This window comes from Methylotuvimicrobium sp. (assembly GCF_050611805.1).
Classification (GTDB): domain Bacteria; phylum Pseudomonadota; class Gammaproteobacteria; order Methylococcales; family Methylomonadaceae; genus Methylotuvimicrobium.
Window position 1 is genome coordinate 1 of sequence record NZ_JBNGHF010000070.1, and the last position, 8,321, is coordinate 8,321.

At 50.3% G+C, this 8,321-nt stretch carries 3 protein-coding genes; 1 reads left to right on the plus strand and 2 read right to left on the minus strand.

Going from position 1 to position 8,321, the window contains the following annotated elements:
• Nucleotides 1-810 precede the first annotated feature (810 nt).
• Both wecB and ACRJJO_RS20110 read right to left on the minus strand, forming a co-directional pair.
• Nucleotides 811-1,950: a non-hydrolyzing UDP-N-acetylglucosamine 2-epimerase gene (gene wecB, locus ACRJJO_RS20105; protein ID WP_431067368.1), complete on the minus strand. Its 1,140-nt coding sequence runs from the start codon at nucleotides 1,948-1,950 to the stop codon at nucleotides 811-813.
• Between the two features lie 139 nt (nucleotides 1,951-2,089).
• Entirely contained in the window at nucleotides 2,090-5,566 is a 3,477-nt protein-coding gene (locus tag ACRJJO_RS20110) for an SbcC/MukB-like Walker B domain-containing protein (protein WP_431067369.1), read from the minus strand.
• A gap of 502 nt (nucleotides 5,567-6,068) precedes the next feature.
• On the opposite strand from ACRJJO_RS20110, the gene ACRJJO_RS20115 reads away from it, so the two are divergent.
• Nucleotides 6,069-8,207, plus strand: a complete 2,139-nt coding sequence (locus ACRJJO_RS20115) for an AMP-binding protein (protein WP_431067370.1) — start codon at nucleotides 6,069-6,071, stop codon at nucleotides 8,205-8,207.
• Nucleotides 8,208-8,321 lie beyond the last annotated feature (114 nt).

Here is an 8,321-nt window from a genome sequence, read left to right on the forward strand (position 1 = left end):
GTCCGAAACACTACCCAGGTTTCCTCGTTCCCACGCTCCAGCGTGGGAATGCATACCGGTGTTTCCGTGCCGGCATGTGTTTCGTGCTTGTACTGGGCCTCGGTATGGGTTCCCACGGAGGACCGTGGGAACCAGAAAAAAACTACAATATGCTGTTACCCAAGCTCCAGCTTGGGTAACCTGTTCAGGAAGCTCTAGCTTCCCGACAATCAAGAAAAATTGAACGAGCGAGTCGGGGTTGATTGAGAGTGAGCGGAGGTTAAATCGGTCTCAGGAAGCTCTTGCCCTGAGCATGTCGAAGGGGGAGCTTCCGGGGTGTTTTTCCCAAGCTGGAGCTTGGGAAAGAGCTTGAATTGCTCTTTTAGGATCATCCAATCGAGACCGGCAAACAGGTCCAGTATTCGCTGTTTTCTCGTTCCCGCGCTCTAGCGTGGGAATGCATATCGGTGTTTCCGTGCCGGCATGGGTTTCGTGCTTCTACTGGGCCTCGGTATGGGTTCCCACGGAGGACCGTGGGAACCAGACAAACACTACCCAGGTTTCCTCGTTCCCGCGCTCCAGCGTGGGAACGCATATCGATGTTTCCGTGCCGGCATGGGTTTCGTGCTTGTACTGGGCCTCGGTATGGGTTCCCACGGAGGACCGTGGGAACCAGACAAACACTACCCAGGTTTCCTCGTTCCCGCGCTCCAGCGTGGGAACGCATATCGATGTTTCCGTGCCGGCATGGGTTTCGTGCTTGTACTGGGCCTTGGTATGGGTTCCCACGGAGGACCGTGGGAACCAGACATACTGCTACGCCTGCTAATTTCAAGACGCATCAAGCAAGGTTTGAACGATTTTTTCGCACGCATGACCGTCGCCGTAAGGATTGTGTGCTTTGGACATGCGCTTGTAGACATCGCCGTCCAATAGTACTTTTTCGACGCCGCTGACGATTTTTTCTTTATCGGTGCCGACCAGCAATACGGTGCCGGCATCGACTGCTTCGGGTCTTTCGGTCACTTCGCGCATCACCAATACCGGTTTACCCAGAGAGGGGCCTTCTTCTTGAATGCCGCCGGAATCGGTCAGGATCAAGTCGCTTCGGTTCATGATCCAGACAAAAGGCTCGTAGTCGAGCGGCGCGATCAGGTAGACGTTATCGAGTCGGTCGAGAATTTCGTAGACCGGTTTTTGCACGTTCGGATTTAGATGAACGGGATAGATCAAGTCCCAATCCGGATATTTTTGTGCCAGTTCTTTGATCGCATTGCAAAGGTCGATGAAGCCTTGACCGAAATTTTCGCGCCGGTGTCCGGTAATCAGGATGAGTTTTCGGCTGGAATCGCAAATGGTCTTAAACAGCGTTTCGCCGAATTTTTCTTGCCATACGCTATCCGGTTCACCGATGACTTTGTCCCGGACGATCAACAAAGCATCGATAACGGTATTGCCGGTCACGACGATGTTTTGCTCCGGAACGCCTTCGGCGAGTAGGTTGTTTTTCGAGGATTGCGTCGGCGCGAAGTGATAATCGGTTAGGCGTCCGACCAAGGTCCGATTCGCTTCTTCGGGAAACGGCGCTCTTAGGTTGCCGGTTCTCAGCCCCGCTTCGACATGGCCCAGTTTGACGTTTTGGTAGAACGCGGCCAGTCCTGCGGCAAAACATGTGGTGGTGTCGCCGTGTACCAGCACGATATCCGGCTGCGCTTCGCGTAATACATCGCGTAAGCCTAACAGCACTTTCGAGGTGATGTCGAAAAGGTCTTGATTCGGCGCCATCAGGTCCAAATCGTAATCGGGTTTAATGTCAAACAAGTTGAGCACTTGATCGAGCATCTGCCGATGTTGGGCGGTCACGCATACGAGGGATTCCAAACCTTCGGCTTGTTGTAGAGCCAATACGACGGGCGCCATTTTAATCGCTTCCGGCCGGGTGCCGAAAACGGTCAGGATCTTTTTGGTCATAAAATGATTATGTGATGGGTTTGCTGTAATTGATTGAGAACACGCTTTTTCGTTTTAACCCAGCTTTAACAATCTCTGTCATATACCTTTGAATATTAAAGAAAAATAATATTATGGCACTCCATTTGTTAAGGCTGGGTTAAAAGGCGACTTCTTGATCGGGTACGCTTTTCAGTATACTCATGCCGTTCGGTTTTTTAGCCATTTGCAATTGGGCTTTGATGCGCTTTTGCACCGCTTCGACATGCGAGATCACGCCGACCTTTTTACCGTGCTTCTGCAAGCCTTCCAGGGTCGAAATCACGACATACAGGGTTTCGGCATCAAGGGTACCGAAGCCTTCGTCGAGAAATAGCGAATCGACCGAACGCCCGTTGCCGGCCAGTTCAGAAAGTCCCAGCGCCAAGGCTAAGCTCACGACAAAACTTTCGCCGCCGGACAAGGATTTCGGCAATCGACGGTTGTTGTTTTGATACGTGTCTTCGATTTCGAGCGCTAAGCCCTGCTCGCTCGGCATTTGCCGTAAATAATAGCGTCCGCTGATTTTTTCGAGCACTTGATTGGCTTGGGCCAATAGTTTATCGGCCATTTTAATTTGCACGCGCCGACGGAATACGGCGCCGTTTTCTTCGTCGATACGTTTAACTTCCAGCAAGCATTCGTCGACGATTTCTTGCTGCGCAGTCAGTTTAGTCGACAATACGTCGAATTGTTGCCGCATCGCCAGGTTTTTGCCGAGCATCGCTTCCAAACGAGCGGCTTCTTGTCGGGTAATGTCGATTTTTTCGTCGATACCTCGTATGCGAATGACGATATCTTCGACGGTCTGGGTGGTCAATGCCAACGCTTGTTCGGCCGCTAATTCGGCCTGGGTATTTTCCAGCCGGGTTGCAAGATCAGCCAATTCGCTTTGCAATACCGACATGCGCTGCTCGAGCTCCGGCCCGCGCGCAATCAAGTGCAGCAATTCGATAACTTCGTCAACCCGCATGGCTTCATATTTTGTGCCGACCAGTCTTTCGCGGAAAACTTCGCGCATTCGCGCTGTTTCGGCGGTCTGTTGGCCGATCAGTTTTTCTTTGTCTGCAATCAGTTTTTGTTTTTCGATCAATGCCAGATGCAAGCCGGCGGTTTCTTCTTGCTGCAGTTTCGTGCCGGCGGCGGCAATTTTTTCGGACAGTTGCGCAATTTTTCGATTGCTGGCGTCGATCTTTTCGGTAATCGCGGCGATTTCGTCGGTAAGCCCCTTGCGGCGCAATTGATAGGTTTGATATTCCTGACGGCGCTGATTCAAGCGATCGTAAAAGGCGTCTTCCTTTCCTTTGGCGGGCATTTTTTCGCCGACTAAGTCCAATTGATGCAACACCTTCGCGGTTAATTCCTGCTCGTCCTTGCGGCATTTTTCGAGAGTTTGTTCCAACTCTTTTAGTTCTTGAGGGCGGCTTTGCCACTCTTGATCGAGCTGTTTAGCATTTTCCTGCAAACGGCCGATCATCGCTTCGTGCCGAGCCATCAATTCTTTGATTTTGTCGATACGCCTGGCTTGCACGCGATATTGTTGCGCTAGCTTGGTGATATTTTTTAATTCGATCGTTTCAGTTTTCAAAAAGCGCTTGATCGCCCGCGAATTGTTGATTTCCATATCGTCATTGACCGCATTCAGGCGGTTACACAAGGTCAACCATTGCGAGCGTAATAATTCGATGCGTTGACGCTTGGCCTTACTGCCTTCAAGCCGTTTCTCGGTCAATTTGGTTTCTTGCTCGAGACGCTCGGATGCCGCGACCAAGGCTTGGATTTTTGCGCGCTGGTCGGCCAGTGCGCGCTTGGAGTCGCCGATTTTCGGCGGCCGAATGACATACGGGTGATTCAGCGCGCCGCATAACGGGCAAGGCTTGCCGTCTTCAAGATGGACGCGCTCATCAGCCAACCTGGCTAGTATCACCTCGTTCGCTACCGCTTTTTCGAGCGTCAGTCTGATATTGTCTTCGCGCATGATGTCGTCTTTGTACTGCGCCAATTCAGCTTGTAAGTCGTCCAGCGTTTTTTCTTCCTTTGCTTTGCCGAAGCCGAAAAAGCTAAAGCGTCCGCCGGTTAGGCGCGCATGTTCGCGGCTTAGGTTGTAGAGGGACTGAAAGTCGGCCAAACGCTCTTTTTGATCTTTTAAAAGCTCGTCGATTTCGGCTGCATCCCTACCCAGCGCCACGCCTTCGAGTTTTTGCTCATTGATTTGCAGCTTAAGCTTCAGACGGCCGATGGTTTTTTGGGATTTCTGAATTCTAGCTTGATGACCGCTAAGCGAGGCGCCGGTCGCTTGTACCGATTTGGCGGAACGCTTATGTTGTTCGGTCAACGACGCCAGTTCGGTGCGTAATTTTTTTAATTTGGCCGTTTCGGGAAAATTTTCGAGCAGGTTTTCATCGCGCGTGTTGAGTTCCAGCCATTCATCGACCGTAGCCAAAATGCCCTGTTTTTGTTCACGTTGGATTTCCAGTCCTCGCGTGACATCGGTTTCCAGATGCTTTTCTTGCGTGTGTTGCGAAATTCTGGCTTTTTGCGTTTCTATAGATCGCTGCTGGTCTTCAATCGATTTAGTCGGTGCCGCGCCAAGCGAATCGGGTTCTACGCCCGATAGGGCCAGTTTGTCCTGCAGTCGCTTGAGTTCGTTCCGATAAGCATTTAACGTTTGCTTGCCTTGTTCGATGTCTTTTTCAAGCGTCTCGAGTTCGTCCGCGGCTTCTTTAAAAGCCAGGGCCTCCGGATTTTCGGCAATTTGGGTTAATTGTTGCTGGGCTTGTTCTGCTTGGGTCTGCGTTTTTTGCTGTTGCTGAGTTAACGCGGTAATCCGTTTTTCCAGCGTTTCGATATTTTGCAACCAAACTTGCTGCTGCTTGAGTTCGCCGCGCTGTTCTCGAAATTCGCTTATTTGATCTTTGAAATCGGCCAAGTCGTGCTCGAAGGCCTCTTGTTTGGCGGGATCGAGCATATCCAATGCATCGATGTCTTGTTTGAGCGAGGCCATTAACGCTTGTTCTTCATCGGCTTTGGCGATTACGGCATTTTTGTAGTCGGCGTAGATGTCGCTGCTGATGATTTTTTCGAGTATATCGAGGCGTTCGTTATCCAGCGCATTCAAAAACGCCGCAAAATCGCCTTGCGCGAGCATGATCGAGCGGGTGAAATTGCGGAAATTCATGCCGGTGATTTCGGCGATTTTTTGACATACCGCATTGGGCGTTTCAGCCAGCAATTGTTCGCGGTCGTCTTCGATTTTTATCAATAGCATTTGCGGCGATTGCAAACGGCCGTTCGGATCTTGCCGTTCGCGTTGTACTTTCCAAGTCGAACGGTAAAGGTTGTCGCCGACCGCAAAATCGACTTCGGAAAAGCTTTCCGCCGTTCGTTTGGTCATGACGTGCACAGCCGGCCGGTCGAAACGAAAAGTCTCCCCGTAGAGACCTAAGGTGATCGCGTCGAGAATACTGGATTTACCCGATCCGTTCGGCCCTGTGATCGCGAATAAGCCGGAATCGCTGAACGGCGCCTTCCTGAAATCGACCTGATTATCGCCTTCCAACGAATTGATATTTCTAAATTTTATTTTGAGTATTTTCATTGACGAAAGACTTGGACCGGCAAATGATTTTTCATCGGGTCATTATAGCGCCGTCGGTTTGATTTTTCTCATGTTTGAATCGATCGCGGGATTTAGGATACGGTAAAAAATAACTTTCCGATGGTTCCCCACGGTCCTCCGTGGGAATCCGTACCTCGGGTTGCCGAAACCAGATCGGTATGCATTCCCACGCTGGAGCGGTGGGAACGAGGAAAATTGTAGGGTACGCATTGCGCACCTTTCCACGGAGCCGAACCGACAAGAGCCCGACCCAGGTGCGCGATGCGCACCCTACTCACTCGCCGTTGTTTCTGGTTTCCACGGTCCTCCGTGGGAACCCATACCTCGGGTTGCCGAAGCAAGATCGGTATGCATTACCACGCTGGAGCGGTGGGAACGAGGAAAAATAATTAGCCCTCGACATATTCCCGAATATATCAAGGGGACAATATGCTATTTTTATAGTCTATTAAAAAAATAACAATGCTTGAGGAAGCGCATCATGTTGAAACCATTTTTGCATCGGCTACTAACTTTTATCTTCAAGGTCGAACTTAAAGGCCTCGAAAACTATCATAAAGCCGGCTCCCGCGTAATGATCATTTCCAATCACACTTCATTTCTCGACCCGCTATTGCTCGGTGTTTTTTTACCGGACGACATTACCTTCGCGATCAATACGCAAATATCGGAACGCTGGTGGCTAAAACCGTTCTTGAAGCTGTCGAGAGTGTTTCCGATGGACCCGACCCATCCGATGTCGCTAAAAGAGCTAATCAATCATTTAAAGAATCCTACTAAAACGGTGATTTTTCCCGAGGGCCGCATTACAGTGACCGGCTCGGTCATGAAGATATACGACGGCCCGGGCATGGTCGCCGACAAATCGCAGGCAACCGTTTTACCGATTAGGATTAAAGGCGCCGAATACACGCATTTCTCGAAATTGCGTAACATCGTAAGACTTCGCCTTTTCCCGAAAATTACGATACAAATTCTTCCGCCGACCACAATAGAAGCACCTAACGACTTGCGAGGCCGCCGTCGTCGTCATTTTTGCGGCCAAATTCTTGCCGATATCATGACCGATATGATGTTCGCGACGAGCCATTATCAGCAAAGCATTTTTGCCGCTTTGCTCGAAGCGCGCAGTATTCACGGCGGCAAGCACACGGTTGCCGAGGATCTCGAACGCAAGCCGTTATCTTACGACCGATTGATCACGGCGACGCTGTGTCTTGGCCATGTCTTGAAAAAAATTACCGTAACCGGGGAAAATGTCGGAGTCATGTTGCCGAATTCGACTAAAACATTATGTACGATTTTAAGTCTTCAGCTTTACGGCCGTACGCCGGCCATGCTGAATTTCTCGACCGGTTCGGCCGGCATGCTTTCGGCCTGCTCCACAGCAAAAATTAAAACCGTGCTGACTTCGCGCCGCTTTATTGAGCTAGCAAGATTAGAAGATGAAGCCGATCGATTAAGTCAACAGGTCGATCTGCTTTATCTCGAAGACTTTGCTAATCAAATCACCCCGCTAAATAAACTTGTCGGCTTGGTTAAATGCAAAACCGCCAATATTTGGTATAAACACACCGAGTTCAGCTACGACAATCCTGCGGTGATTCTATTTACCTCCGGTTCGGAAGGCACACCGAAAGGTGTCGTGTTATCGCATGCCAACATTCTAGCCAATCACAAGCAATTGGAGGCGAGGATCAATTTTAACGCGCAAGATGTCGTGCTTAATTTTCTGCCGATGTTTCATTCGTTTGGCTTTACCGTCGGCACGATGCTACCAATATTAAACGGTATGACCACGTTCTTTTATCCGTCGCCGTTGCATTATGCAATCGTTCCTGAGATGGCTTACGAAATCAATGCCACGATCATGTTCGGCACCAATACGTTTTTAGCCGCTTATGCGAAAAAAGCCCATGCCTACGATTTTTACAACATGCGTTATGTCGTGGCCGGCGCCGAAAAATTGCAGGAAGGCACGCGGCAAATTTGGTCGGAAAAGTTCGGCATTCGTATTCTCGAAGGTTACGGCGCCACTGAAACCGCTCCGGTCACTTCGGTTAATACCCCGATGGAATTCAAGGCCGGCACGGTGGGGCGTTTCATGCCGAAAATGGAATACCAGCTGGAGCCGATACCGGGTATCGAGCAAGGTGGGCAATTGCATGTTAAAGGTCCCAATATCATGCAAGGTTATTTGCTGGCGAAAAATCCGGGACAACTAGTTCCGCCTAAGTCGGTTTACGGCGAAGGCTGGTACGATACCGGTGATATCGTCGATGTCGACGATGAGGGTTTCATTACGATCAAAGGACGCAGTAAGCGCTTCGCCAAAATCGCCGGTGAAATGGTTTCGTTGACTGTCGTCGAACAGTTAGCCACCAAGGCTTGGCCGGACGCGCTTCATGCTGCGATTACCCTACCCGACGAGAAAAAAGGCGAGCAGATTATTTTGCTGACCACGCAAAAATCGGCATCGGCCCACGATTTGGAAGCAGTTGCCGAAGGCATTGGCAAAATCGCTTTACCGAAAAAGATTATGATTGTCGATAAGGTCCCGGTTTTGGCAAGCGGTAAGATCGATTATCCTGCGGCTACGGAGTTGGCTAAGCGCGGTTAGCGGTTAGCGGTTAGCGGTTAGCGGTTAGCTGAATTATGTGACATTTTGCGCTCCTTCCCAAGCTCTAGCTTCCCGAGACCTGCCCAGCCGATTGAGTTTAGCTCAATTTGTGGT

Bases quoted from the DNA above. Each gene is read 5' to 3' on its own strand.
- wecB (WP_431067368.1), bottom strand. From the start codon at position 1,950: ATGACCAAAAAGATCCTGACCGTTTTCGGCACCCGGCCGGAAGCGATT.
- ACRJJO_RS20110 (WP_431067369.1), bottom strand. From the start codon at position 5,566: ATGAAAATACTCAAAATAAAATTTAGAAATATCAATTCGTTGGAAGGC.
- ACRJJO_RS20115 (WP_431067370.1), top strand. From the start codon at position 6,069: ATGTTGAAACCATTTTTGCATCGGCTACTAACTTTTATCTTCAAGGTC.